This is a genomic window from Mesorhizobium sp. B2-4-14, from assembly GCF_006442155.1.
Classification (GTDB): Bacteria; Pseudomonadota; Alphaproteobacteria; order Rhizobiales; family Rhizobiaceae; genus Mesorhizobium.
On sequence record NZ_VFVA01000018.1, the window covers coordinates 74900 to 100049 of the forward strand.

21 protein-coding genes and 1 pseudogene are annotated in these 25150 nt (G+C 63.2%); 13 read left to right on the top strand and 9 right to left on the bottom strand.

The window, feature by feature from the left end; translation table 11 throughout:
• Window positions 1-152: 152 nt before the first annotated feature.
• The 5 genes and pseudogenes from FJ938_RS17255 (at window position 153) to FJ938_RS17275 (ending at window position 6668) form a co-directional block, all read left to right on the top strand.
• On the top strand, window positions 153-3905 hold the full coding sequence (locus tag FJ938_RS17255) for a hydantoinase B/oxoprolinase family protein (RefSeq protein WP_140695643.1): 3753 nt from the start codon (window positions 153-155) through the stop codon (window positions 3903-3905).
• Window positions 3906-3937: 32 nt separating this feature from the next.
• Complete coding sequence (locus FJ938_RS17260) at window positions 3938-5236, top strand: DUF3419 family protein (protein WP_140695646.1); 1299 nt, start codon at window positions 3938-3940, stop codon at window positions 5234-5236.
• A complete protein-coding gene (locus tag FJ938_RS17265) occupies window positions 5233-5898 on the top strand; it encodes a class I SAM-dependent methyltransferase (protein ID WP_140608073.1) in 666 nt (221 codons plus the stop codon). The genes FJ938_RS17260 and FJ938_RS17265 overlap by 4 nt, the downstream gene beginning before the upstream one ends.
• 158 nt (window positions 5899-6056) lie before the next feature.
• A pseudogene (locus tag FJ938_RS17270) lies at window positions 6057-6351 on the top strand (type II toxin-antitoxin system RelE/ParE family toxin).
• 8 nt (window positions 6352-6359) lie between these two features.
• Window positions 6360-6668, top strand: coding sequence for a HigA family addiction module antitoxin (locus FJ938_RS17275; protein ID WP_140608077.1), 309 nt, complete (start codon window positions 6360-6362; stop codon window positions 6666-6668).
• Between the two features lie 24 nt (window positions 6669-6692).
• On the opposite strand, the gene FJ938_RS17280 is transcribed toward FJ938_RS17275, so the two are convergent.
• Complete coding sequence (locus FJ938_RS17280; RefSeq protein WP_140608079.1) at window positions 6693-8072, bottom strand: serine hydrolase; 1380 nt, start codon at window positions 8070-8072, stop codon at window positions 6693-6695.
• Between the two features lie 285 nt (window positions 8073-8357).
• Between FJ938_RS17280 and FJ938_RS17285 the strand changes: the two genes are divergently transcribed.
• Window positions 8358-9149, top strand: coding sequence for a GH25 family lysozyme (locus FJ938_RS17285; RefSeq protein WP_140608081.1), 792 nt, complete (start codon window positions 8358-8360; stop codon window positions 9147-9149).
• 241 nt (window positions 9150-9390) lie between these two features.
• Window positions 9391-10569: a lytic murein transglycosylase gene (locus tag FJ938_RS17290; protein ID WP_140608083.1), complete on the top strand. Its 1179-nt coding sequence runs from the start codon at window positions 9391-9393 to the stop codon at window positions 10567-10569.
• A 72-nt stretch (window positions 10570-10641) separates the two neighbouring features.
• On the opposite strand, the gene FJ938_RS17295 is transcribed toward FJ938_RS17290, so the two are convergent.
• Complete coding sequence (locus FJ938_RS17295) at window positions 10642-11862, bottom strand: alanine racemase (protein ID WP_140608085.1); 1221 nt, start codon at window positions 11860-11862, stop codon at window positions 10642-10644.
• A gap of 214 nt (window positions 11863-12076) precedes the next feature.
• Between FJ938_RS17295 and FJ938_RS17300 the strand changes: the two genes are divergently transcribed.
• Entirely contained in the window at window positions 12077-12994 is a 918-nt protein-coding gene (locus FJ938_RS17300; RefSeq protein WP_140608087.1) for a DMT family transporter, read from the top strand.
• A 382-nt stretch (window positions 12995-13376) separates the two neighbouring features.
• Here the strand turns inward: FJ938_RS17300 and metF are convergent, their stop codons facing one another.
• On the bottom strand, window positions 13377-14294 hold the full coding sequence (gene metF, locus FJ938_RS17305; protein WP_140695649.1) for a methylenetetrahydrofolate reductase [NAD(P)H]: 918 nt from the start codon (window positions 14292-14294) through the stop codon (window positions 13377-13379).
• A complete protein-coding gene (locus tag FJ938_RS17310; RefSeq protein WP_140608091.1) occupies window positions 14294-15316 on the bottom strand; it encodes a metalloregulator ArsR/SmtB family transcription factor in 1023 nt (340 codons plus the stop codon). Before FJ938_RS17310 ends, metF begins: the two co-directional genes overlap by 1 nt.
• Before the next feature lie 195 nt (window positions 15317-15511).
• Here FJ938_RS17310 and tsaA point away from each other — a divergent pair, with 195 nt between their 5' ends.
• The 4 genes from tsaA (at window position 15512) to FJ938_RS17330 (ending at window position 18482) form a co-directional block, all read left to right on the top strand.
• Window positions 15512-16036, top strand: coding sequence for a tRNA (N6-threonylcarbamoyladenosine(37)-N6)-methyltransferase TrmO (gene tsaA, locus FJ938_RS17315; protein ID WP_140608093.1), 525 nt, complete (start codon window positions 15512-15514; stop codon window positions 16034-16036).
• Window positions 16033-16347, top strand: coding sequence for a DUF2293 domain-containing protein (locus FJ938_RS17320; protein WP_140695652.1), 315 nt, complete (start codon window positions 16033-16035; stop codon window positions 16345-16347). Before tsaA ends, FJ938_RS17320 begins: the two co-directional genes overlap by 4 nt.
• A gap of 199 nt (window positions 16348-16546) precedes the next feature.
• Window positions 16547-17509, top strand: coding sequence for a D-amino acid aminotransferase (locus tag FJ938_RS17325; protein WP_140695654.1), 963 nt, complete (start codon window positions 16547-16549; stop codon window positions 17507-17509).
• 133 nt (window positions 17510-17642) lie between these two features.
• Window positions 17643-18482 carry an SDR family oxidoreductase gene (locus FJ938_RS17330; protein ID WP_140695657.1) on the top strand — a complete coding sequence of 280 codons (840 nt, stop codon included), beginning with the start codon at window positions 17643-17645 and terminating at the stop codon, window positions 18480-18482.
• 67 nt (window positions 18483-18549) lie between these two features.
• Here the strand turns inward: FJ938_RS17330 and FJ938_RS17335 are convergent, their stop codons facing one another.
• Window positions 18550-19167: an MOSC domain-containing protein gene (locus FJ938_RS17335; RefSeq protein WP_140695695.1), complete on the bottom strand. Its 618-nt coding sequence runs from the start codon at window positions 19165-19167 to the stop codon at window positions 18550-18552.
• Between the two features lie 277 nt (window positions 19168-19444).
• On the opposite strand from FJ938_RS17335, the gene FJ938_RS17340 reads away from it, so the two are divergent.
• Entirely contained in the window at window positions 19445-19930 is a 486-nt protein-coding gene (locus FJ938_RS17340) for an isoprenylcysteine carboxylmethyltransferase family protein (protein ID WP_246673370.1), read from the top strand.
• Between the two features lie 24 nt (window positions 19931-19954).
• Here FJ938_RS17340 and FJ938_RS17345 read toward each other — a convergent pair whose 3' ends face one another.
• The 4 genes from FJ938_RS17345 to FJ938_RS17360 form a co-directional block, all read right to left on the bottom strand.
• On the bottom strand, window positions 19955-21076 hold the full coding sequence (locus FJ938_RS17345; protein ID WP_140695663.1) for a beta-ketoacyl-ACP synthase III: 1122 nt from the start codon (window positions 21074-21076) through the stop codon (window positions 19955-19957).
• Between the two features lie 240 nt (window positions 21077-21316).
• Complete coding sequence (gene tam, locus FJ938_RS17350; RefSeq protein ID WP_140695666.1) at window positions 21317-22087, bottom strand: trans-aconitate 2-methyltransferase; 771 nt, start codon at window positions 22085-22087, stop codon at window positions 21317-21319.
• 45 nt (window positions 22088-22132) lie between these two features.
• On the bottom strand, window positions 22133-23782 hold the full coding sequence (ettA, locus tag FJ938_RS17355) for an energy-dependent translational throttle protein EttA (protein ID WP_140695669.1): 1650 nt from the start codon (window positions 23780-23782) through the stop codon (window positions 22133-22135).
• Between the two features lie 226 nt (window positions 23783-24008).
• The gene (locus FJ938_RS17360) at window positions 24009-25016 is read right to left on the bottom strand and encodes a ribonuclease (RefSeq protein ID WP_140695672.1); all 1008 of its coding nucleotides are present in this window, start codon (window positions 25014-25016) and stop codon (window positions 24009-24011) included.
• Window positions 25017-25150: the final 134 nt, after the last annotated feature.

Genomic DNA, 25150 nt, shown 5'->3' on the forward strand with positions numbered 1-25150 from the left:
GGTGAACGGTCGCAGGGGAAATGCATCACACGGCCATGAGTTTCGTAACGTTGCGTTTCCGCGTGTAACAGCAACGGCATGCGGGCGGCGTTGCTGTGGGCGTCGAGGCAGATTAACAACAGATAGGAACGAAAATGCCGGGGAGAGCCGCCATGGCCGGGAAATGGGATTTCTGGATCGATCGCGGCGGCACCTTCACCGATATCATCGGCCGTGACCCGCAGGGTGGGCTGCATCCGCGCAAGCTCCTTTCGGAGAACCCTGAAGCCTATGCCGATGCCGCCATCCAGGGCATCCGCGATCTGCTCGGGCTCGAAACGGGCGCTGTTATCCCATCCGGCTCGATCGGCGACATCAAGATGGGCACTACCGTGGCCACCAACGCGCTTCTGGAACGCAAGGGCGACCGCGTGCTCTTGCTCATCACAAAGGGGTTTCGCGATGCGCTCAGGATCGCCTACCAGGCGCGGCCGGACATTTTCGCCAAGGAGATCATCCTTCCCGAACAGCTCTATGAGCGCGTCCTCGAGATCGACGAGCGCGTGCTCGCCGATGGCTGCGTCGAACGGCTGCTCGACATCGCTGCTTGCCGGCCGGCGATCGAGCAGGCCAAAGCCGATGGCATCGACGCCGTGGCGATCGTCTTCATGCATGCCTGGAAATACCCCGATCACGAGAAAGCGGTGGCGAAGGTCTGCCGCAAGCTTGGCTTCAGCCAGGTCTCGGTCAGCCACGAAGTCTCGCCGCTGATCAAGCTGGTCGGCCGCGGCGATACCACCGTGGTCGATGCCTATCTGTCTCCCATCCTGTCGCGCTATGTGCAAAGGGTTGCGGGAGAACTCGGCGCCCTCTCCCCGCTCGAGCGGGAGACGTCGGCAAAGCCCGCAGAGGGGGTCATCTCAGAAGCTACCGCTAGAGCGTCGCGTCCGGTCGAACCGACCCCACCCGGCGGCTTTACCGCCACCCTCTCCTCGAGGGAGAGGGAAGGCCCCCGCCTCATGTTCATGATGTCGTCGGGCGGCCTCACCGCCGCCGACATGTTCCAGGGCAAGGACGCCCTGCTGTCGGGTCCCGCCGGCGGCGTCGTCGGCATGGTCGAGACGGCGAAGCTCGCCGGCTTCGACAAGGTCATCGGCTTCGACATGGGCGGCACCTCCACCGACGTCGCCCACTATGATGGCGAGTACGAGCGCGCCTTCGACACCGAGGTGGCCGGCGTGCGCGTTCGCGCTCCGATGATGCGCATCCACACCGTCGCCGCCGGCGGCGGCTCGGTCCTGCACTACGAAGCCGGCCGTTTTCGCGCCGGACCGGACTCCGCGAGCGCCAATCCAGGCCCCGCCGCCTACCGGCGCGGCGGCCCGCTGGCCGTCACCGACGCCAACGTCATGCTCGGCAAGCTGCAGCCCGATTTCTTCCCGTCGATCTTCGGCCCCGGCCAGGACCAGCCGCTCGATCTGGAAACGGTGCGCGCGAAATTCGAGGCACTTGCCGCCGAAATCGCCGACGGCCGTTCGCCGGAAGCGGTTGCCGAGGGCTTCATCACCATCGCCGTCGAAAACATGGCCAATGCCATCAAGAAGATTTCGGTGCAGCGTGGCTACGATGTCACCGAATATCTCCTGAACTGCTTCGGTGGCGCCGGTGGCCAGCACGCTTGCCTGGTCGCCGACGCGCTTGGCATGGAAGCCGTGCTGATCCATCCTTTCTCCGGCCTTCTATCAGCCTATGGCATTGGCCTGGCGTCGGTCTTTGCCTCGCGCCAGCAGGCGCTGCTCAAGCCACTTGCCGAGGACTCCAGGACAGAGGTCAGCGGTCTCATCGCAACGTTGAGAAAAGCCGTTATTGCCGAACTCGCCGCGCAAGGCATCGCCGAGGATGCGGTTGCCACCAGGCCCGTGCTGCACATTCGCTATGACGGCACCGATACGACGCTGCCGGTGAATTTCGAAAGCGGCTCGATTTTCCAGGCCAAGCGCGATTTCGAAATCGCCCACAAGGCGCAATTCGGCTTCGTCTATGACGATAAGCCGATGATCGTCGAGTCGGTCGGCGTCGAAGGCACCGAAATCGCCGAAAACAGCGCCGAAGCCCATGCATCCGCCGGACCTGCGAAGGATAAGATCGGCGCTTCCCAAACCCGGCGCATCTATACGGAAGGCCGATGGCATGAAGCTGGCGTCCACCGTCGCGAGAATCTGCGCCCGTCCGATCTGGTCGCTGGCCCCGCTTTGATCATCGAACCGAACCAGACCATCGTCGTTGAACCGGGCTGGCAGGCTGAAATCACCAACCTCAATCACGTCGTGATCCGCCGAACGGAAAGAAAAGCGCGCACCGCCGCCCTCGGCACCGAAGCCGATCCGGTGATGCTCGAAGTCTTCAACAATCTCTTCATGTCGATCGCCGAGCAGATGGGCGTGACACTGCAGAACACCGCCTACTCCGTCAACATCAAGGAAAGGCTGGATTTCTCCTGCGCCGTCTTCGACCACACCGGGGCGCTGGTCGCCAACGCGCCGCATATGCCGGTGCACCTCGGCTCGATGGATCGCTCGGTCGAAACCATCATCCGGCTGAACTCCGGCGACATCCGTCCTGGCGATGTCTTTGCCCTGAACGCCCCCTATAATGGCGGCACACATCTTCCCGACATCACCGTGGTGACGCCGGTCTTTGACGACGCCCAAAGGAGTATCCTTTTCTGGGCGGCCTCGCGCGGTCATCACGCCGATATCGGCGGCACCGCTCCCGGCTCGATGACACCGCTTGCCACAAGGGTCGACGAGGAAGGTGTGCTGTTCGACAATTTCCGCATCGTTGACCGCGGAAAATTCCGCGAGAAGGAATTGCAGGCGCTGCTGACCGACCACCGTTATCCGGCCCGCAACCCGCATCAGAACATTGCCGACCTCAAGGCGCAGATCGCCGCCAACGAGAAAGGCGTCGCCGAACTGCGCAAGATGGTCGCCCATTTCGGCCTCGATGTCGTCGAGGCCTATATGGGCCACGTCCAGGATAACGCCGCCGAGAGCGTGCGGCGGGTGATCGAGCGGCTGCCCGACACATCGGCCTATGAATATCCCACTGACACCGGCCAGGTCATCAAGGTGAAGATATCGGTCGACCGGCAGAAGCGCGAGGCGACCGTCGACTTCACCGGCACGTCGCCAGTGATGAAGAACAACTTCAATGCGCCCGAACCGGTCGCCCGTGCCGCTGTGCTCTACGCCTTCCGCGTCATGGTCGAGGACATGATCCCGATGAATGCCGGCTGCCTCAGGCCGATCAACATCGTCATTCCCGATGGCTGCATGCTGAAGCCCGCCTATCCTGCCGCCGTTGTCGCCGGCAATGTCGAGACCTCGCAACATGTCACCAATGCGCTGTTCGGCGCCATGGGCGCGATGGCCAATGCGCAAGGCACGATGAACAACTTGACCTTCGGCAACAAGAAATACCAGTACTACGAGACCATCTGCTCCGGCTCGCCGGCCGGGCACATGAACTCTGGGCGCGGCTTCGCCGGCACCTCCGGCGTCCACACCCACATGACCAATTCGCGCCTCACCGATCCTGAGGTTCTGGAATTGCGTTTTCCGGTGGTGTTGGAGGATTTCCATATCCGCGAAGATTCCGGCGGCAAAGGCAAATGGAACGCCGGCGACGGCACCAGACGCACGATCCGCTTCCTCGAGACGATGGAATGCGCGATCCTGTCATCACACCGCAACCGTCCGCCGCAGGGCCTGGACGGTGGCGGCGACGGCGAGGTCGGCTCGACCAAGGTCCGTCGCAAGGACGGCGCAATCGACGTGCTCAAAGCCTGCGACCAGACCGTGCTCGACGCGGGCGACGCCGTCATCCTGACGACGCCGACGCCGGGCGGGTTCGGAAAGCTGTAAAGAAGGCGTCAACAGACTGTCACCGGCCTGTCATGACCCTGCGCTACCCGCTTGCGCCAAAGCAAATGGGGAATCACTTTGCCATGACGGACGTTTCCGCAGATCTGGTTTTTCGGCGCGGCAAGGAAGTTGGAAAAGCCGTCTACCAGAACCGCCCGCTTTCGAAAGCCGGCATCTCCGAACGGCTGTTCGCCTTCCTCTTCTCCGGCCTCGTCTATCCGCAGATCTGGGAAGACCCGGATGTCGATATGGAGGCCATGCAGCTTGGCGAAGGCCACCGCGTCGTTACCATCGCCTCGGGCGGCTGCAACATCCTGGCTTACCTCACGCGCTCGCCAGCAAGGGTCGACGCGGTCGACCTCAACGCCGCGCACATCGCGCTGAACCGCATGAAGCTGGAGGCGGTGCGCCGCCTGCCCTCGCAGGGCGACCTGTTCCGCTTCTTCGGCGCGGCCGACACAAGCCATAATTCGGAAGCCTACGACCGTTTCATCGCGCCGCATCTCGATCCGGTCAGCCGCCATTACTGGGAGCGCCGCAACTGGCGCGGTATCAGGCGCATCGCCGTCTTCGACCGCAATTTCTACCAGACCGGCCTGCTCGGCCTGTTCATCGCCATGGGCCACCGCACGGCGAAGTTCTTCGGCGTCAACCCGGCCCGCATGATGGAAGCCAGGAATATCGGCGAACAGCGCCGCTTCTTCAACGAGGAATTGGCTCCGGTCTTCGACAAGAAGCTTCTGAAATGGGCGACCTCGCGCAAGGCCTCGCTTTTCGGCCTCGGCATTCCGCCGGCGCAGTACGATTCCCTGATCACATCAGGCGACGGCACCATGGCCAGCGTGCTGAAGGCCCGGCTGGAAAAGCTCGCCTGCGATTTCCCTCTGGAAAACAACTACTTCGCCTGGCAGGCGTTCGCCCGGCGCTATCCGAATCCCGGTGAAGCCGCCCTGCCCGCGTATCTGGAAAAGCAGAACTACGAGACTATTCGCGGCAATATCGACCGCGTCGCCATCCACCACGCCAATCTGATCGAGTTCCTCGCCGCCAAGGAAGCCGGCGCGGTCGACCGCTTCATCCTGCTCGACGCACAGGACTGGATGACCGATGATCAGCTCAATGCGCTGTGGTCGGAGATCACCCGCACGGCTTCCGCCGGCGCCCGCGTCATCTTCCGCACCGCCGCCGAGCCCACCCTGCTTCCGGGCCGCGTCTCCACCTCGCTGCTCGACCAGTGGGACTACCAGAGCGAGGCGTCACGTGAATTCTCGGCCCGCGACCGCTCGGCCATCTATGGCGGCTTCCACCTCTATGTGAAGCGCGCGGCATGAGCGCGACGGAGCTGCCGGCCAGCCACGCCGAACTGATGGACGGCGTCTACCGCTGGCAGCGCCACATCTACGACCTGACCCGCAAATACTATCTGCTCGGACGCGACAGGCTTGTCGACGGGCTCGCTGTGCCGGCAGGCGGCACGGTGCTGGAACTTGGCTGCGGCACCGGCCGCAACATCATCCTCGCCGCCCGCCGCTATCCCGATGCGCATTTCTTTGGTCTCGATATTTCGGCCGAAATGCTGGAGACGGCCAGCGCCGCAATTGCCCGCGAGGGCCTGTCCGCGCGCGTCAAGCTGGCAAAGGGCGACGCCACGGATTTCAACGCCGGCGCGCTGTTCGGCCGGGCCGCCTTCGACCGTGTCTTCGTTTCGTACTCGCTGTCGATGATTCCCGGCTGGGAAAAAACGGTGTCGGCCGCGCTCGCCGCCCTTTCGCCCGGCGGCTCGCTGCACATCGTCGATTTCGGCCAACAGGAGGGCCTTCCAGGCTGGTTCCGTTCGCTGCTGCGCGGCTGGCTGAGAAAATTCCACGTCGCGCCACGTGAATCGCTGCGGGACGTCCTTGAATCGGAATCGCAGCGAACCGGCGCAACCTTCCATTTCAGAACGCTTTATCGCGGCTATGCCTGGCTTGCGATTGTCAAGCTCGGCCACTGACATCAGGTAAATTGCCGAGCGGGATGCCATCACCGTTGGCAGCCGGCCCTGATATCCCACCCCGGCGCTTCCAAGGATGCGACCCGGGCCCCCGTCCGAAACAGATTGCAATCTGACCCAAGGAGTGGTACATTATCTCCGCTTGGGAGAAATGCGGAGTGATCGTCAGATTTCGAGACGAATGGCTGCGGGCGTTCTTCGTGGAAGATATCCCTTCCCGCAACATTCCGCCCGATCTGGAAAGCCGGCTATTCCGTAAACTCCAGATGATCGATGACGCGATGACTGATCAGGATTTGTGTGCTGCCTAGCAATCATTTCGAGAAGTTGCGTGGCAATCTCGATGGCTTTCATTCAATCCGCGTCAACAATCAGTGGCGGCTGATCTTCCGGTGGGACGGCGGTCGCGGTGAGGCGGCGGATATCTATCTCGACGACCATAGCTATAAGTGAGGTGACATATGTTGATGACCACGCGCAAGCCAGCAACGGTTGGTGAAATCCTCACGGAAGAATTCATGCAACCGCTCGGCCTGACACAGGCGGCGTTGGCCGAGGCGATGGGTGTTCAGCGCAAGCATGTCAACGAATTGTGCAATGACCGCCGCAACGTGACCGCAGCGACCGCGCTCATTCTGGCTCGGGTGTTTGGCAACAGCCCGGACTTCTGGCTGAACGTGCAGCGTCGTAGCGATCTTTGGCAAGTCATGAATTCGCCCATCGAGCGAGCGCGCGTTGATCGTGCCAAGCCTTTGGCGACAGCAGCGTAGATGACACGACAAATGGGGCGCGGTTTAATGCAGCGCCTTCACCAGCGCTCCTACCATCGCCCGCGGACGGTAGTTGAGCTTGGCCGGCGTCAAGCCGAGCCGCACCACCACCAGTTGCTCCGATGGGATGATGGCGACTGTCTGCCCGTCATGCCCTTCCATCCAATAGGTGTCCTTGGGGAGGCCGGCGGCGACGCCCGCACCTGGGTTTTCCTCATCGCCGGGCGCCTCGATCCACAGCTGGCCCTTGCCGTAGACTTTCGAGCCAGGCGCCGGCTCGCGCATCCAGTCGACGAACCCGGCCGGCAGAACCTGGTTGCCGTTCCACACCCCGCCTTGCAGCAGGAACTGGCCGAAGCGGGCCCAGTCATGCGCCGTGGCATAGAGGTAGGACGAGCCTACGAAAGTGCCCTGCTCGTCAGTTTCGAGCACCGCGCTGTGCATGCCGAGCGGCTGGAACAGCGCCGTGCGAGGCCATGTCAGTGCCTTGGCCTTGTCGCCGATCGCGTCCTGCCATAGCCGCGACAGCATCACCGCCGTGCCGCTCGAATAGGAGAACGCCTTGCCCACATCGCCCGCCAGCGGCTTTGATTCAGCAAAGCCCGCCATGTCGGGTTCGAGATAAAGCATGCGCGTGACGTCGGCGACGTCGCCATAGTCCTCGTTGAACTCCAGCCCGCTCGACATCGCCATCATGTCGGCGAGGCTGATCGCGGTACGGCCATCCGCCTTCCACGGTCCGAACAGGCTCTTGTTGTCGACCGCCATCTTGCCGTCCTTGACCAGCGTGCCGACGATAGCGGCGTTCACCGTCTTGGTCATCGACCAGCCGAGCAGCGGCGTCTTGGCTGAAAAGCCGTCGCCATAGCGTTCGGCGACGACACGGCCGTTCTTGACCACCACGATCGCGCGCATGCCGGTGCCGGCCATCGCGGCATCGCCGATGATCTTCGAGACTTCTGGGTTCTGCGAGGCATCGACCCGCTCGCCCTCGGGCCACAGCGCGTCCTGATCGGTCGGGGATGGCTCGGTGTGGATTGCCGTGCGACGCGCCTTGCCGACATCCCCATCGGGAACCGAAGCGCAGCCCAGCCCTTCGCGCGAGACGGCGACGCTTTTACCGAGGAAGCCGAGCAGTCCGGCGGAGACCGTGCCCCGGTTCTTGTCGACCGAGACCCGCATCAGCCGCAGCAGCGGGTGTCCGGGCGCCTGAACGTCGACGGCAAGCACCTCCTTGGCATCGCGCCCGGCAATGAAGACATTGGAGCAGACGATCTTGGCCGAATAGCCCGAGCCGACACGGATGAGTTCGGGAGGCGCGATATAGAGCCACGCAAACAGCGCGACGACCGCCAGCACGATCAGGCCAAGCAGCCATCTCACGAACTTGACCACGATCCGCATGTGTTGCCTCCCCGGCTTTCGCCCGGCTCTTATGTCATCGATTTGCCGTCATTGCTTCCGCAAAATCGGGTCTCTTGTCGAGCGCCGTCAACGGATTATCAACCATGATCGGCGATCACAGGGAGCGTGTCGCCCGAACTTCGCAACGGTTCTGGGGCAGGGACATGCAAAAAAGGAGATACCAGGCGATGCTGTGGGGCGATCGCCTGGAGGGGGCTCGACCAGTCGGCGGCCGTCAATGCACAGACCCATCAGCGACCGGCTGATTCCGGCTCGGGAGTTGTGATGCGCCGTCTTGCGGCTCTTTTCGTGCTGACGCTGCTTGGCGCCTGCTCGACCGTCGACGATCTATCGCCATCCGCGTCGAGCGGTTCGACGGTAGCGGTGCGCGCGCCGCGCTTCGCCGATTCCAAGCCGCATGAATGGGACAGCGGCGCACCGTGGAACTATTCCGTCCACGGCACCGACGTCTCCAAATATCAGACCTCGGTCGACTGGCCCGCGGCCAGGGCGAGCGGCATTTCGTTCGCCTTCATCAAGGCGACCGAAGGCGGCGACCGCTTCGACGACTATTTCAGCGAGCACTGGGCGCGCACAAAGGCCGCCGGTGTTCCACGCGCGGCCTATCATTTTTTCTATTTCTGCACGCCGGCGGCCCAGCAGGCGCGCTGGTTCATCCAGAATGTCCCCGTCGATCGGTCCGCCATGCCGCCGGTCCTAGACATGGAATGGAACCCGAACTCGCCGACCTGCAGGCTGCGCCCGGACGCGGCCACGGTGCGCGCGGAGATGACCACCTTTCTCGAGATCGTCGAGCGGCATTACGGCAAGAAGCCGATCATCTACACGTCGGTCGATTTCTTTGACGACAACGAGTTGTCGACCTTCCGCGGCTATCCCTACTGGCTGCGCTCCGTCGCAGGCCATCCGCGCGAGAAGTATGGCGGCCACCCCTTCACCTTCTGGCAATACACCGGAACCGGCATCGTTCCGGGCATGACCGGCAAATCCGACATCAACGTCTTCAACGGCAGCGAAGCCGCCTGGAACAAGTGGCTGCGGCAGAACGCCCGTTGACACCGGTTCAACGGCGCACCGCCGTCAACAAGGGCTGCGGCAGGCATCGTTGACACCTGTTCCGCGGCAGCGGAGGCGACTCTAAGAAGCGGCTACGGCAGAAGAACCGTTGACACCGGGCCTGCCGCCTGCTTTTCGACACTGCCGGCGGCCAAGAGTACAACCGCCGGTATTCCAAGACGACGCGCATCCGCACGGACGCGCCGGGTCGCCTGGAGCCCTGAGCGTCGAAAGGAAGCTGATGCGACTGCGTTCCCAAGCCCTCGCGGCGCTATTGCTGTGCGCCACGGCCTTGCCGGCAATGGCGCAGGAATGCGGCGGCGACTTCGAAACCTGGAAGCAGGCTGTGGCGGCCGAAGCCAAGGCGGCTGGTGTCGGCGCTGTCGGCCTCGACGCGCTGGAGGATGCCGCCTTCGACCCGAGGGCGCTGGCGCGAGACCGCGCCCAGGGTGTCTTCACCCAGACCTTCATCGAATTCTCCAACCGCATGATCTCGGCCTACCGGCTGAAGCAAGGTGCGGCGAACATGAAGAAATACGCCGGTATCTTTGCTCGCGCCGACCAGCAGTTCGGCGTTCAGGCGCCTGTCATCACTGCCTTCTGGGCACTGGAAACCGATTTCGGCGCCGTGCAGGGCGATTTCCACACGCTGAGCGCGCTGGTGACGCTGTCGCATGATTGCCGCCGCCCGCAGCTGTTCCGGCAGCAACTCGTGCCGCTTCTGGAATTGATCGATCGCGGTGTGCTGCCGGCCGACGTCAAGGGCGCGTGGGCAGGCGAAATCGGTCAGACGCAGATCCTGCCTTCGGACTATCTTGCCCGTGGCGTTGATGGCGACGGTGACGGCAAGATCGACCTGCGCAACAGCGTGCCCGACGTGATCATGACCACGGGCAACAAGGTGCTGTCGCGCGGCTGGAAGCGCGACGAACCCTGGATCCAGGAAGTCCGTGTTCCCGAAGACATGCCCTGGGACCAGACCGGGCGCACCAACAAATTGCCGCTGACGCAGTGGGCGCAGTGGGGCGTCACCAATCCCGACGGCTCGCCGCTGGTCGACAAGGGCCTCAAGGCCGGACTGGCGCTGCCCATGGGCCGCAAGGGTCCCGCCTTCCTCACCTATGACAATTTCGACGTCTATCTCGAATGGAACCAGTCCTTCACCTATGCGCTGACGGCAGCCAACCTCGCCGCACGGCTGGCGGGCGCGCCGCCGATCGATCCGCGCAATCCCGAGCCGGGCCTCAACAACGAGCAGATGAAGGCGTTGCAGACCAAGCTCGAAGCCAGGGGCTACGATGTCGGCACGGTCGACGGCATTCTGGGCACCAACACGCGCGAAGCAATCCGCAAGGAGCAGACGCGGCTGGGCCTGCCCGTTGACGGCTGGCCGACGCCGGAGCTGCTGGGGAAATTATAAGGCAGTAGGCAGTAGAAGTTACTCGAAACCGGTGACCGCCACCCCTATTGCCAACTGCCTATTGCCTATTCCCTAATCCGCCATCGTCTCCAAACTTGCAAACCCTTCCGGCGCATCGCCCTCGTCGAAGGGTGTCGCCACCTCGACGAAGGTGTCGGGATAAAAGCCGTTGAAGCGGGTCCTCAGCGACAGCGAATAGGCGCCGATGTGGCCGATCTCGATCCAGTCGCCGGTGTCGACCGTTTCAGGCAGCCAGAACGGCCTGGACAGGATGTCGACGGAATCGCAGGTCGCGCCGCAGACCTTGAACGGCACGATGTTCTTTTCGGCGCCATTGCGGGTCCGGATCGCCGGATCGGGAATGAAGCGCGCCGGCAGCGTGATCTTGCCGGTCCAGGAATCCGACAGCGACGCCCAAATGCCGTCATTGATGTAGAGCCGCTTGCCCTTGCGCAGGAGCACGCGCACGATCAGCGACAGGCAGCGCGCCACGATCACCCTGCCCGGCTCCGCCACCAGCGGCATCTGGTCGAACTGGTATTCCTTCATGTCGCCGGACAGCCGCGACATGATCTGGCCGAGAGACGGCATCTCGATCTGCTTGCGGTTGGGGTCATGCCCGTATTCAGCCGGAAAGCCGCCGCCGACATCGAGCCCGGCGAGGTCGAAGGTCAGCCGGTTGCGCACCCAGTCGGCCGAGGCCAGCGCCCGCTCATAGGTGTCGGGGTCCTCGATCTGACTGCCGACATGGAAACACAGGCCGACCTTGTAGCCGGTGCGGTTCAGCCGCTCGGCGAGTTCCACGGCATAAGCTGGCCCGGCGCCAAACTTCTTCGACAGCTCGTAGGCCGCATGGCCCTTGGTCTGCACCCGCACGAAAACACTGATCGCGCCGGGGTCGATGTCGAGCGCCCGCACCACCCGTGTCAGCTTGGTGATCTCGTCCTCATGGTCGAGCGAAATGACGCGTATGCCGTATTTCTCCAGCGCCAGCTTGATGTCCGACTGCGCCTTGACCGGATGCATGTAGAGCATCTCGGCATCGGGAGAGACGGCGCGCACGGCGGCGAACTCGCCGGGCGAAGCGACGTCGAAAGCGGTGACGCCGGCATCGACCAGCGTCTTCAGTACGATCTGCTCGCCATTCGTCTTGACCGCATAGGCGGTCTTGCCGGGGAACATGCCCATGAACTGCCTGGCATCGGCCTTGAGCACCTGCGGGCGGAAGCAATAGACAGGATCGTCGGGGCGAAGCGCCAGAGCCGCTTCGCGTGCATTCTCGAATCGCTGCATTGACGAATCCTCGACTTCGGCTGTGCACAATTAATCCAAGCTAGCGGCTAATGAAAACAATTCTGTGTCTCGTGCGCTTGGCGCCGTGGCGCTAGATCTTTTTGATGGCGATGTTTGCCATCGATCAGGTTTCGGGTGGCGCTTGTCGCCGAACCCGATATGGCTTCTGCCTGGCTGACTGGCTCTCAGGCCATCTTGGGGAGGACCGATTCACATGGCGATAGCCGCGACTTCAGCGCCGCGCGGGCCGATGGCCCTCAAGGACTGGGGGCAATTGCTGCTGCTCGGCGCGATCTGGGGCGGCTCCTTCTTCTTCGCCCGCATCGCGGTGGCGGAGCTTCACCCACTGGTGCTGGTGCTGTTTCGCGTCGCCATCGCGGCAATCGCGCTGCAGCTCTATCTCGGCCTGCGCGGCCCCTCCTTCCGCCTCGCCCTTCCCCATGCCGGCATGTTCTTCCTCCTGGCCTTCACCAACAACGTCGTGCCCTTCTCGCTGATCTTCGCCGGCCAGACAGAGCTTGGCGCTGGTGTCGCCTCCGTGCTCAACGCAACGACGCCATTCTGGACGCTGATCCTTGCCAACGCGATGACATCGGACGAAAAGCTCTCCTGGAACAAACTGGCCGGCATTGGTCTCGGCGTCGCGGGCACCGCGGTCATGATCGGTCCCGGCCTGCTTGCTGGGCTTGGCGGCCCGGTCTGGGCCAAATTCGCCCTGATCGGCGCATCACTGTCCTATGCCGTCGCGCTGATGGTCGCCCGCCGGTTCAAGGGCGTGCCCTCGCCGGTCCTTGCTGCCGGGCAGATGACCGCTTCGACCATCATCATGATCCCGATCGTGCTCTTCACCCACGGGCCGGCCGGCCTGTTCTCGGCCTCGCCCCCGGTCTGGGCGGCGGTGCTGGCGCTGGCGCTCTTGTCCACCGCCTTCGCTTATATCCTCTATTTCAATCTCGTCGCCTCGGCCGGCGCCACCAACGCCTCGCTGGTGACGCTGGTCGTTCCGGCCAGCGCCATGCTGCTCGGATTCCTGTTTCTGGGCGAACGGCTGGAACTGTTCGAAATCGGGGGCGTGGTGCTGATCGCACTCGGCCTGATCACCATCGACGGGCGGGTGTTTGGAACACGGTAGCGCTGCCACAACACAATGGCGACACGCCGCCGCCATAATTTATTCACAGGTCTCTAGCGGGTTTTTGCCTAGAGGTTTCAACATCTAACGGCAAAAAACGAGTCGCAAACTTTGCATTCATGTCGCAATGCAGCACATTTTCCGCTTGCCTGTGGCACAAATGAACCTAGACTCCGGGCATAGCTCTTTAAGAGGAGGCTATGTCATGGGACTTACGAGGCCAATCAACGCATTGATGATTTGTGCTGCGTTTGCTTTCATCGGCGCCCTCATTATGGGCGTCCTTCCCTGAACCCGCCAAGCCGGGGAAGACCAGCACCAGATAGTTCAAACAATTCAAAAGGCCGGGTTTTTACCCGGCCTTTTGCTGTTCAGCAGTGCCTCATGCCGCGGCCGAGCCAGCCACCTCCGCCTCGTGCGAGCGGATGCCGATCATGTGGCAGATGGCAAAGACAAGGTCGGCACGGTTCATCGTGTAGAAATGGAAGTCGCCCACCCCGCGCTCGACCAGATCCAGCACCTGTTCGGCCGCCACCGCCGATGCCACCAGCGCATGCGTCTGCGGGTCGTTCTGCAGGCCGTCGAAGCGCTCGGCCAGCCATGCCGGCACCAGCGCGCCGCAACGCGCAGAGAAATTGGCGACCTGGGTGAAATTGTGCACCGGCAGGATTCCAGGCACGATCGGGATGTAGATGCCGGCGCGGCGCGCGCGCTCGACATAACGCTCGTAGAGATCGTTGTCGAAGAAGAACTGGGTGATCGCCCGCGTCGCGCCATTGTCGGCCTTGCGCTTCAGCATGTCGATGTCGGTGGCGAAATCGGGGCTTTCGGGGTGCTTCTCGGGATAGGCCGAAACCGAGATGTCGAAATCCCCGGCACCCCTGAGCGCCCCCACCAGTTCGGCGCCATTGGCGTAGCCGTCCGGATGCGGACGGTAGGCCGTGCCGACGCCGGCGGCCGGATCGCCGCGCAAGGCGACGAAGCGTTTCACGCCCATATCGGCGAATTCCTGGATCACCCCGTCGACCTGATGGCGGGCGGCGTCGACGCAGGTCATGTGCGCCGCCGGCGTCAAGCTGGTCTCCTTCAGGATGCGGTCGATCGTGCGCGCCGTCCGCTCGCGCGTCGAGCCGCCGGCGCCATAGGTCACCGAGACGAATTTCGGCTTCAGCGGCTCCAGCCTTGTCACCGTGTCCCAGAGCCTCGCCTCCATCTCGTCGGTTTTCGGCGGGAAGAATTCGAACGAAACCCGGACCTTGTCGCCAATGTCGGGCCGGCGGGAAAAACGGAACTGGTTCATCACGCGATTTCCCCTATCGAGCTCACTCTGGTCTGCTGGCTGGCGTTGGCGGGATCGGCGATCAGCAGGCGCCGGTCGCGGCCAAGCCAGAGCTTGACGGTGAGCCTGGCTTCGTTGCCGCCGCGCGGTTCGAACTCCTGGGCATCCTCGAGATCCAGGCCGGCCTCGGCGAACCACTCGCCGATCTGCCGGTCGGAAAAGCCAAGGCGCATATGCGCGTGCTCATCACGCAGGAATTCCAGCGTGTGCGGCGCGAAGTCGACGATGACCAGCCGGCCGGCCGGGCGCAGAAGCCGCGCCGCCTCACGGATGGCGCGGGCCGGATCGTCGAGATAGTGCAGCACCTGGTGAATGGTGACGAGATCGAAGGCATCGCGCTCGACCGGCGGCGAGAAGATATCGCCCTGCCGCACCTGCGCATTCGAAACGCCGGCCTTGTCGAGATTGGCACGCGCCACGGTCAGCATCTCGCGCGACATGTCGATGCCGACACCGCGCCGGTAGAGCGGCGAGAAAATTTCGAGCAGCCGGCCTGTACCGGTGCCCAGGTCCAGCATCGACTGGAACGGCCGCTTGCCGACCAGTTTCAGCATCGCGGCCTCGACGGCACGGTCCGGCACATGCAGCGAGCGGATATGGTCCCAACTCGCGGCATTCACCGAAAAATACTCCGCCGCCCGGTCCTGCCGCTTGCGCTTGACCGAGGCCAGGCGCTCGAGATCGCGTTCGACCTGCGGGTCGGCGCCGCGAATGCTGGAAACCAGGCTCAGCACGAAATCACGCGCCGAATCGATATCCGACAGACGGAAGAAGGCCCACGATCCCTCCTGGTAGCGGCCGATCAACCCGGCTTCCAGCAACAATTTCAGGTGCCGCGAGACACGCGGCTGCGACTGGCCGAGAATTTCGGTAAGATCGGAAACGGTGAGGTCGCCGCGCGACAGCAACGCCAGTATGCGCAGGCGGCTCGATTCGGCCGCCGCCTTCAACGTATCCACCATCGTATCGAGCGAGACATGCATCAGCGTATTCTCTTTGAAAAAAGATATAAACATATGTTTATGTCGATTTTTGAGGCCTTGCAAGAGCTATGTCGCTTCCGGACAAGAAAATGCCGCATGCGTGATTTCCGGGTGCATGTCGTCCAAAAATGTGTTGCGGTCTTTGGACCATGACTTGTACCAACCATGACTTGCACCAACACAGAGATCGACAGAATGACCGGGCCGCGTGAGATGTTCGAGTCGCGCGAAGGCGAGATCAGGCTGGAGCAGGATCCGGCAACGATGCCCGCGGATGGCGGCGTCGTTTTCATTGGCCGCATCGCCTCGCCATGGACGACACGGGAAAGCTGCCCGAAAAACATGCGCGCGGCGCGCGAGACCGGACAACCCGCGGTGCTGACCATCGATGCGGCCTATCGCGATGGCCTGCGCGGACTGGAACGAGCCAGCCATGTCATTGTCTTGTCCTGGCTGCATCACGCGCCGCGGAATCTGATCGTGCAGAAACCCCGCCATGCGTCTGATGCGAAAGGCGTATTCGGCCTGCGATCCCCTGCCCGGCCGAACCCGATCGGCCTGCATGTGGCCAGGCTCGTCGGGCTGGACATCGGCACCGGGCGCGTCGACCTCGACGCCATCGACGTGCTCGACGGCACGCCGGTCATTGACATCAAGCCTTACTTCGCCTCGACCGATGCCATGGCAGAGGCGACGATCGAAGGACGTGATGAACGATGACAGCGCCGACCGGCCGCCGCCGCGCCATCGCCAAGGCGCTGACCGCGCTCCTGCCGCTGGCGCCTTATGCCGACATGGAGAAGATCCGCGCCGACGCCGGCTCGGTGCACATGAAGACCTTGCCGCCGACGATCGCCGTCTGGCTGGCGACCATTGCCCATATCCGCCACAGCCATACCGACTACGAAAAGCTGCTGACGGAGGGCTACGACCGCGACTCAGCCCGTTTCTTCGTCATCGAGCAGACCAACATCATGCTTACGCGCTGGCGCGCGACCCGCTTGCTCGACGCCGACGAGGAGGATGAGTAGGGCTTGGTCCCCTGTTGCCGCGTCGGCACGACGATTGCATTGTAAGACTGGCCGTCCGCCTGGCCGACCCAGGCCCAGGACAGGTTTCCGTTGTAAATCCTGATCCTGATAGAGGACGAACAGCGCCGGATGGCTGGCCCTATGCCTTCCGACTGGGGCCGCTAGGCTGGTGGTCCGCCTTGTGCGAGAGGAGGCCTCGATGAGCCAGACAACGAAGATGCGGGATACACGGCGACTGCCCTCTGTCTCCGATCGGCATATCGACCCGCATGCCTATCCCGATGGCGTCGCCTTCCTCGATGGCCAGTACCTGCCGATGTCGCAAGCCAAGGTGTCGGTGCTGGACTGGGGGTTTCTGCATTCCGATGCCACCTACGACACGGTGCATGTCTGGAACGGCAGTTTCTTCCGTCTCGATCAACATCTCGACCGCTTCTTCGCAGGGCTGGAAAAACTGCGCATGACCATCCCGTTCGATCGCGATGGCGTGAGCGAAATCCTGCATGATTGCGTCGCGCTGTCTGGTCATCGTGCTGCCTATGTCGAAATGCTGTGCACGCGTGGCGCCTCGCCGACCTTCAGCCGCGACCCGCGCCAGGCGATCAACCGCTTCATGGCCTTCGCCGTGCCATTCGGCTCGGTCGCCAATGCCGGGCAGTTGCAGCGCGGCCTGCGCGTGGCCATCAGCGACAAGGTGCGCATCCCGCCGGCCTCGATCGACCCGGCGATCAAGAACTACCACTGGCTCGACCTGGTGCGCGGCCTCTACGACGCTTATGACCGTGGCGCCGAGACCGCCCTCATCCTCGACTTCAACGGCAATATCGCCGAAGGCCCGGGCTTCAACGTGTTCTGCGTCAAGGACGGCAAACTGTCGACGCCGGCCGTCGGCGTGCTGCCCGGCATCACCCGCCGTACCGTCTTTGATCTCTGCGGCGAGGAAGGGCTCATCGCAGAGGCCACCGATGTCAGCGTCGCCGCGCTCAAGGCGGCCGACGAGGTCTTCATCACCTCGACCGCCGGCGGCATCATGCCGGTGACGGAGATCGACGGCGCGGCGGTCGCCGGCGGCAAGGTCGGGCCGGTCACCAATCGGCTGATGACGCTCTATTGGCAAAAGCACGACGATCCAGCATGGTCGAGCCCGGTGCGCTATCCCTGATCAACCGGGAAGCCTGGTCAAAAAGATTTCGCCTCGCCTCTGGAAAATCGCGGAATAGGCCGTATATGCCCGAAAGCGGAGAAGCCTCCGCTTTCGCCAAAAATCACGCCCGCACGGGCAAGGATTCTACATCATGACAAACAAGGTTTGGTTCATCACCGGATCGTCGAAGGGCTTTGGCCGCGTCTGGGCTGAAGCCGCGCTGGCGCGTGGCGACCGCGTCGCCGCAACCGCCCGCGACGTCGCCACGCTCGCCGATCTCGTCGCGAAATATGGCGACAACATTGCCGCGATAAAGCTCGACGTCACCGACAAGAAAGCCGTCGATGCGGCAATTGCCGAGGCGCACAAGCGCTTTGGCCGGCTCGATGTCGTCATCAACAATGCCGGCTACGGTCATTTTGGCGCCATCGAGGAAGTGAGCGAACAGGAAGCCCGCGACCAGATCGAAACCAATGTGTTCGGCGCGCTCTGGGTCACCCAGGCCGCGCTGCCGATCATGCGGGCGCAGCGGTCCGGCCACATCATCCAGATCTCGTCCATCGGCGGCGTCAATGCCTTTGCCTCGCTCGGCCTCTACCATGCCTCGAAATGGGCGTTGGAAGCGTTCAGCCAGTCGCTGAGCCTCGAAGTCGCGGAATTTGGCATCCACGTGACGCTGGTCGAGCCGGGCGGCTTCTCCACCGACTGGGCCGGCCCGTCGGCCAAGGTCTCCAAAGCGATCGAGGCCTATGCGCCTGCTCGCGCCGCCATGGCGGAACGCCGCAGCCGCGCCGTGGCCGGCGATCCCGAGGCCACCGGACCGGCGATGCTGGCGATTGTCGATGCCGCCGAACCGCCGCTTCGGGTGTTCTTCGGCGACGGCGGCCTGCCGATGATCCGCCAGGAATACGCCAACCGCATTGCGCTCTGGGAAAAGTGGGACCACATTTCCGTTATGGCGCAAGGCGCCAACAGGAACCGCAAGGGCTAAGGCCCGGGTCTTGCTATGCCGCCCATGGGCGGCATAGCCCAACCTCGGCCGACAGGAAACGCGGGCGCTACGCGCGATAAATCCACTGCTCGGGCACCCGCACAGAAATCTCCTCACCGGCCCTGATCGTTCCCGGCTTCTCGACCCAGGCGACGACGCCGCGCAGTCGTTTGGCCGCTTTCGGGAACAACAGCGCGCCGGCTTCAACGTCAGCCATCCCGACGTTTTCAGCGATCGATCGCCCGGCGATGCGGCACGGTCCGTTCTGGGCATCGACCTTCAGGGTCACGCCACCCTTGAAGAACAGCAGCGTGCCGGCCGGCAGCATCGACAGATGCGGCACGCCTTCGATCACCAGATTGGCGCCGATCCACTCCGGCTTGATTTCGGCGAGCCCCATCCGTTCGGCGACGATGGCCAGTTCATCCGTGGCGACGATCGACAGTTGCCGTTCGTTGCGCATTTCGGTGCCGCGCGGATACCAGGGTTCGCGCCCGCCCGAGCGTCGCGTTGGCCCGGCGTGGAAATCGCCTGAAATGCCGTCGAAGCCCAACCGCAATTCCTCCGCCGGACGCGTCTGGAAATGATCCGCCGGCGCGAGATAGAGCGCCGCCGCGCGAGCAGAAAGCTTCTTCGCCGGGATGATTTCGACCGGCTTCTCGGCCTCGGGGAAAAGATCCAGCATGGTGTTCCGTCCTTTCGTCATCCGGGAATTATCCGGACACCCCTCCATGCGTCCAGTCGAAAGTGCTGATCGTCGGATCAACGTCACCGATGCGATTGCGATCACGAGTTTCTTACCTACCGTCGATCGCAGGCGGGATTGCCGCCATGCCGTGCCGGCCCCATGGTGACGCGCGGACAGGTCTGCGGAGGTTACCATGCGTCCCGGAACGGTAATCGTGCTGCTTTGGCTGATCTGGGTGGTGTCATGGGCGGCTGCCGCCTTCTGGGCGGATCCGGTGGCCAAACGTGCCGACCTTGGGTCGGAGATGCGCTACCGGATGGTGATGGTGTTTGGCGCGGTCCTGTTCCTGCTTCCGGCACACAATTATTATGGGCGCCTGCGACTGTGGGTTCCCGATCTTGCCGTGGCCTGGATATGTGTTGTGCTGATCGCTGTCGGCTTCGGCTTCTCGTGGTGGGCAAGGCTGCATCTTGGCCGTCTCTGGTCGGGCAATGTCACCGCCAAGGCAGGGCACCGTGTCGTCGACAGCGGCCCCTACAGCCTCGTTCGCCATCCGATCTACACAGGATTGCTTCTGGCGATTCTTGCCACCATGGCGGCAAAAGGAACTGTCTGGGGCATTGCCGGCGCGCTCCTGCTCATCATCGGCATCGTCATGAAGGCAAAGCTCGAGGAGCGTTTCCTGCGCGGCGAACTCGGAACCGCCTATGACGACTATGCCAGGCGTGTGCCGATGCTGGTGCCGTTCGCTCCCGCCTGACGCGCGGCCGGAGCACCCCGCAAGTCAGAGCATCCTCAGCAACGCGCCGCCTATCGAATACCCCGCGCCAAAAGCGCAGATCAGGCCGAAATCGCCGGGCTTCATGTCGGCATGGTTTTCCGACAGCGCGACGATGGCGCCGGCGCCCGCCGTGTTGCCGAGTCGCTCCAGCACCATCGGCGCGCGGTCGTGGCCGACTTCGTGGCCGAACGCCAGCTTCAGGATCATCGCGTTCATGCGCGCATTGGCCTGGTGCAGCCAGAAGCGGCGGACGGCCTGCGGCGTCAGTCCATGTTCGGCCAGGAATTCGACGATGAATTTGTGCCCGGCGACAGTGACTTCCTTGAACACCTTGTTGCCGACCTGCTTGATCAGATTGCCCTCCAGGTTGATCATGTAGGGATCGTCCTGGGCGGTGCGGGTGTGGTAGCCAAGATTGGTGCGGATGTTGTTCGACATCTGCGTCCAGATGCGGGTGTCGAGCACCTCGAAGCATTCCGGCCGCTTTTCGCCCAAAGCGAGCCCCTCCACCACCATCGCCACCGAAGCGTCGCCGAAGATGAAATGCGTCTGCCGGTCGCGGAAATTGAGATGGCCGGTAATGATCTCGGGCGTGGCGACCAGAATGCGCTTGTGCGCGCCCGAGCGCACCAGATTGACCGCCATGTGCAATGCCGCCGCCGCCGACGAACAGCCAAGCCCCATATCGAAGCCGGCCCCCTTGGTGCCCAATGCCTCCTGCATTTCAATGGCGATGGCCGGATATGGCCTTTGCTGATGCGAGGACGAGCAGATCACCAGATCTATCTCCGACGGGTCGATGCCGGCATGGGCGATCGCCTTCCTGGCCGAAGCGATGCCGAACTCGGCCTGCAGCGACAGGACGTCATCCGGCCGCGCCGGAATGCGCGGTGCCATGCGGGTTGGGTCGAGAATGCCTTCGCGTTCGATCACATGGCGGCTGCGCACGCCGGAAGCATGGACGATGAAGTCTGCGTCCGACTTCTGCAGCAGCGTACCGCCCGTGGCCTGGCGCCGCTCATTCTCGGTGTCGACCCAGCTGTTGAAGCTTTCGACCAGCTCTTCATTGGTGATGACAGGTTGAGGAATTTCAGCGCCGATGCCGCTGATGATGACGCGATGCATATTTCAGTCCGTCCCATCCGCAGGCCTTGCGGCTTCATGTGAGCGCCGAAACGCTTCGGCGCAACACTTTTCTCACTTCGCCGGTTTACGCCGGCTTAAACCAAAGATTTACGCCTACGTAAACCTGACTTCACCAGGCGGACGCTTGAGAACAGGAGCGGCGTGTAGTTCTCGTACCTGGCAGCGGACGCGCAGGAGGCCGCCGTTTGCAGGCGAGCGCCATCCGAATCTCGACATACCCTATCCGGCCCGCTTGGCGACAATGAAGATGCGGGGGAAACGCAGCAGCACCTTGCCGTTCGCGGTGTTGGGATAGGCCTTGGCGATCCTGGCCGTGTAGCTGTCGAGGAACAGTTTGCGCTCGTGCCCGTCAAGCGGATCGAGGAACGGCTTCAGCCCGGTTGCCTTCACCCAGTCGACGATCGCCTCGGCATCGGCCAGCGGATGGTTGTAGATGGTATGCCAGATATCGACCCTGTCGCTGAGCGGTGACAACAGGTCGTAATAGAACGACACCGAAGGCAGCGGCGCGCGCGCCGCCCCCTTCATCTTGGCGGCAAACGGCATTTCGGCGGCGGTCTCACGCATCAGGCGGTGGGAGTCCTCGCCCATATTGTCGGGCATCTGTACGGCAAGCGCGCCACCGGGAGCAAGAAAACCCATCAGCCGCTGGAACACCGCAGGATGTTCCGGCAGCCACTGGAACACCGCATTGGCGAAAATGACGTTGACCGGCTCGGCCGGTTGCCATGTGGAGGCGTCCGCCAGATCGAAACTGACGCCGGGCAGGCGCGCCCTCGCCTTTTCGATCATGTCGGGGGAGGTATCGAAGCCGCTGACCTCGGCATCCGGCCAGCGCTGGACCAGGAGCTCGGTCGAATTGCCCGGCCCGCAGCCGATGTCGACGACGCGGCGCGGAAAATCGACCGGCACCTGGGCCGCGAGATCACGCGCCGGCCGGGTGCGTTCGTCCTCGAATTTCAGATATTGGGCGGCGGACCAGTCGGCCATCTGAGCTCCTCATATCGCCTTGAGAATTCGCCGCCCAGTGCCCCCTTACCGCGTCAGCCGCTTGTGCGTCATGCGGTGCGGGGCTGCCGCTTCGGCGCCGAGGCGGCGCAGCTTGTCCTTCTCGTACTCCTCGAAGTTGCCCTCGAACCACTCGACATGCGCGTCACCCTCGAAGGCGAGCATATGGGTGGCCATGCGGTCGAGGAACATGCGGTCGTGGCTGATGATGACGGCACAGCCGGCATAGGCTTCCAACGCGTCTTCCAGCGCGCTCAGCGTCTCGGTGTCGAGATCGTTGGTCGGCTCGTCGAGCAGCAGCACATTGCCGCCGGTCTTGAGCATCTTTGCCAGGTGCACGCGGTTGCGCTGGCCGCCCGAGAGGTTGCCGACCTTCTGCTGCTGGTCGCCGCCGCGGAAGTTGAAGGACGAGCAGTAGGCGCGGCTGTTGACCTCGTGCTTGCCGAGCTTGATGACTTCGGCGCCGCCGGAGATTTCTTCCCACACCGTCTTGTTCGGATCGAGCGCGTCACGGCTCTGGTCGACATAGCCGAGCTTGACCGTCTCGCCGATGCGGATCGAGCCCGCATCCGGCTTCTCCTGGCCGGTGAACGTCTTGAACAGCGTCGTCTTGCCGGCGCCGTTCGGGCCGATGACGCCGACGATGCCGCCCGGCGGCAGCCTGAATGACAGGTTCTCGATCAGAAGCTCGTCGCCGAAGCCCTTGCTGAGGTTCTCGACCTCGATGACGACATTGCCCAGCCGCTCGCTCGACGGGATGACGATCTGCGTGTCGGTGGGCTTGCGGTTCTGCGACTGCTCGACCAGTTCCTCATAGGCCTTGATACGCGCCTTCGACTTGGTCTGGCGCGCCTTTGGCGAGGACTGGATCCATTCGCGTTCGCGCCAGATCGACTTCTGTCGGGCGTCGTCCTCGCGGCCTTCCTGGATCAGGCGCTTGGCCTTGGCGTCTAGATATCTGGTGTAGTTGCCCTCGTACGGAATGCCGCGACCACGATCGAGTTCGAGGATCCAGCCGGTGACATTGTCGAGGAAGTAGCGATCGTGGGTGATGATCAGCACCGAGCCCGGATAGTCGCGCAGGTGCTTTTCCAGCCACGCCGTGGTCTCGGCGTCGAGATGGTTGGTCGGTTCGTCGAGCAGCAGCAGATCAGGCTGCTGCAGCAGCAGCCGGCAGAGCGCCACGCGGCGACGCTCGCCGCCCGACAGGTTGGTCACCTCGGAATCGCCCGGCGGGCATTGCAGCGCGTCCATCGCCATCTCGACCTGCTGCTCGAGATCCCACAGGTTCAGCCGGTCCATCTCGTCCTGGAGCTTTGCCGACTCGTCCGCCGTCTCGTCGGAATAGTTCATCATCAGCTCGTTGTAGCGCTCGATGATGGCTGTCTTCCTGGCGACGCCGTCCATGACGTTTTCCATCACGGTCTTGCTGTTGTCGAGCTGCGGTTCCTGCGCCAGGTAGCCCACGGTCGCGCCCTCGGCCAGCCACGCCTCGCCCTGGAACTCCTTGTCGAGCCCGGCCATGATGCGCAGGATGGTCGACTTACCCGAGCCGTTCGGCCCGAGAATGCCGATCTTGGCGTCCGGATAGAAAGACAGATAAACGTTATCGAGCACCTTCTTGGTGCCATAGGCCTTCGACAGGCCGGACATGTGATAGATGAACTGGCGTGCCACGCGCGCTTTCCCTGAAACTGACTGAATTGTCGATCTGAATGGAGGTTGGCCGCTATGTAGGCGATGCGGCGGCGAACGGCAATCGCTTTTGCGGGCCAGGCACACGGGGAAGTGGCCGCCGAGAGACGACGTTTCTGCCGGACACACCCCTGCTGAAGGCTTCGATTACCCTTCCGCATCTGTCCGCGACTGGCACGCCGGCTTACCGGAAGCGGCGGTCCAGCGCTTACTGGAAGCCGATCGGATCGACCGTGCCCACTGGGCAGCCGGCCTTGTTGGTGGGAACCGATGCCAGCAGCAGGTCCTTCAGCGAACTGGAGGGACCGATCGGGCCGGCGAGGCCGAGCGTCAGTTCGCCGATCAGCCGCCGGCCGCTCGACGGATCGATGACGCAGGAAACGCGCACCCGATCCCCTGCCCCCGAGCCGAAGGCCTGGTCGAAGGCGCTGCGGATCTGGTCGGCCGTCAGTTTGCCGCCGATGTTCTTGGTAAAGAGATCGCGCACAGGCGAGCTGTTCACTTCGCGCATCAGGCTGAGTGCGTCGGAAAAATACTCCTGCTGGTTCTTGCCGTAGCAGGTGCCGTGTTTGATCCATTCATGCCGCTCGAGCTTCGAGGCGGTGCCCGGCATCACCTTGTCGAGCTCCGCGCGGGTGCCGGCGTCAAGGTTGACCGGCGGCAGGTCCTGCCAGTGGGCAGGATTGTCGTTGGCCTTGTCGCCGGCCGAAACCTGGCAATAGAAATTGCCGTTCGGCTGTGGCCACAGGCCGTGCAAGGTGAAATTGGTGGCGTCGAATTCGCTCGGATTCTGCGCCCTGCATTCGGCCTTGTTCGACTTGGTCTCGCAAAAGGCCGGCTGCCAGCTCAGCGCGAAGACATATTCGGGTTTTCCCGAAGCCGCCGGCTTGTCTTGCCTACCAGGAGCCGCCGGAACCGTCGCGGCGCTGCTGCCCGAGAGATGGCCACAACTGACCTTCACCCAGCGACGCTCCGGGTCGGCGCCGGGCACCTGGATCAGATAGTGCGTCGGCGCATCCTTGTTGCCGGCAAGCAGTTGATAGCCCTGTCCAGCATCGGTCGAGACATTGCCAGGGTTCTTGCCGTTCTTGATAGCCTGCGTTGCCGGACAGGCCGCGTCGGCAACGAAAGTGCCGCTCAGCTTGACGTCGGCACGCGCTGCACTGGCCAGCGATGCCGCCAACAAGGCCAATCCGAAAACAACACCAATGCGCATAAGAATCCCCGCTGAAGCAAATGGGTGACAGACTGCCGCTGTCTCCATGTCAGAATTGCGATATTTTGCTGGCCAAACGCAAGAAACATCGTTGGGCAAAAAGTGGTTGGTGTGGATTGACGCAAAACCGGCGG

Excerpts from the sequence above, each read along its gene's own strand:
- tsaA (WP_140608093.1), top strand. The coding sequence starts at position 15,512 with ATGACCGGGCCGCGTGAGATGTTCGAGTCGCGCGAAGGCGAGATCAGG.
- FJ938_RS17300 (WP_140608087.1), top strand. The coding sequence starts at position 12,077 with ATGGCGATAGCCGCGACTTCAGCGCCGCGCGGGCCGATGGCCCTCAAG.
- FJ938_RS17265 (WP_140608073.1), top strand. The coding sequence starts at position 5,233 with ATGAGCGCGACGGAGCTGCCGGCCAGCCACGCCGAACTGATGGACGGC.
- metF (WP_140695649.1), bottom strand. The coding sequence starts at position 14,294 with ATGAACCAGTTCCGTTTTTCCCGCCGGCCCGACATTGGCGACAAGGTC.
- FJ938_RS17255 (WP_140695643.1), top strand. The coding sequence starts at position 153 with ATGGCCGGGAAATGGGATTTCTGGATCGATCGCGGCGGCACCTTCACC.
- FJ938_RS17360 (WP_140695672.1), bottom strand. The coding sequence starts at position 25,016 with ATGCGCATTGGTGTTGTTTTCGGATTGGCCTTGTTGGCGGCATCGCTG.
- FJ938_RS17260 (WP_140695646.1), top strand. The coding sequence starts at position 3,938 with ATGACCCTGCGCTACCCGCTTGCGCCAAAGCAAATGGGGAATCACTTT.
- FJ938_RS17325 (WP_140695654.1), top strand. The coding sequence starts at position 16,547 with ATGAGCCAGACAACGAAGATGCGGGATACACGGCGACTGCCCTCTGTC.
- FJ938_RS17310 (WP_140608091.1), bottom strand. The coding sequence starts at position 15,316 with ATGCATGTCTCGCTCGATACGATGGTGGATACGTTGAAGGCGGCGGCC.
- FJ938_RS17275 (WP_140608077.1), top strand. The coding sequence starts at position 6,360 with ATGTTGATGACCACGCGCAAGCCAGCAACGGTTGGTGAAATCCTCACG.
- FJ938_RS17280 (WP_140608079.1), bottom strand. The coding sequence starts at position 8,072 with ATGCGGATCGTGGTCAAGTTCGTGAGATGGCTGCTTGGCCTGATCGTG.
- FJ938_RS17295 (WP_140608085.1), bottom strand. The coding sequence starts at position 11,862 with ATGCAGCGATTCGAGAATGCACGCGAAGCGGCTCTGGCGCTTCGCCCC.
- FJ938_RS17320 (WP_140695652.1), top strand. The coding sequence starts at position 16,033 with ATGACAGCGCCGACCGGCCGCCGCCGCGCCATCGCCAAGGCGCTGACC.
- tam (WP_140695666.1), bottom strand. The coding sequence starts at position 22,087 with ATGGCCGACTGGTCCGCCGCCCAATATCTGAAATTCGAGGACGAACGC.
- FJ938_RS17335 (WP_140695695.1), bottom strand. The coding sequence starts at position 19,167 with ATGCTGGATCTTTTCCCCGAGGCCGAGAAGCCGGTCGAAATCATCCCG.
- FJ938_RS17330 (WP_140695657.1), top strand. The coding sequence starts at position 17,643 with ATGACAAACAAGGTTTGGTTCATCACCGGATCGTCGAAGGGCTTTGGC.
- FJ938_RS17345 (WP_140695663.1), bottom strand. The coding sequence starts at position 21,076 with ATGCATCGCGTCATCATCAGCGGCATCGGCGCTGAAATTCCTCAACCT.
- FJ938_RS17285 (WP_140608081.1), top strand. The coding sequence starts at position 8,358 with ATGCGCCGTCTTGCGGCTCTTTTCGTGCTGACGCTGCTTGGCGCCTGC.
- FJ938_RS17290 (WP_140608083.1), top strand. The coding sequence starts at position 9,391 with ATGCGACTGCGTTCCCAAGCCCTCGCGGCGCTATTGCTGTGCGCCACG.